Raw genomic sequence first — 404 nt, forward strand, 5'->3', positions numbered from 1 at the left:
GCGCCGGACCTGCTGGTGACTGGCCTGCAGGCGGTGGAGGACAAGGACTTCAACCGCCACCACGGCATCGACCTGTCCGGCATCGCGCGCGCGGTGTGGGTGACGATCCGTTCCGGTGGCCAGAGCCGCCAGGGCGCTTCGACGCTGACCCAGCAGCTGGCCCGCAGCGGCCTGCTCGGCATCGGCAAGGAGCAGACGGTCACCCGCAAGTTCAATGAGGTGCTGTACGCACTGATCATGGAAGCGCGTTATGACAAGCGCACCATCTTCGAGGCCTATCTCAACCAGGTGTACCTGGGCCAGCGCGGCAGCCAGGCGATCCATGGCATGTCCTCCGGCGCCGAGTTCTGGTTCGGCCGTGACCTGCAGTCGCTGGAGACCGAGCAGATCGCACTGCTGATCGG

General features: G+C 66.1%; 1 protein-coding gene. It reads left to right on the forward strand.

All coding sequences use genetic code 11. The features are described from left to right. The coding region (locus HU147_RS19235; RefSeq protein ID WP_224077676.1) for a transglycosylase domain-containing protein at positions 1-404 on the forward strand (404 nt) is incomplete at both ends.

The sequence above is a fragment of the Planococcus chinensis genome, assembly GCF_020071995.1.
Taxonomy (GTDB): domain Bacteria; phylum Bacillota; class Bacilli; order Bacillales_A; family Planococcaceae; genus Planococcus; species Planococcus chinensis_A.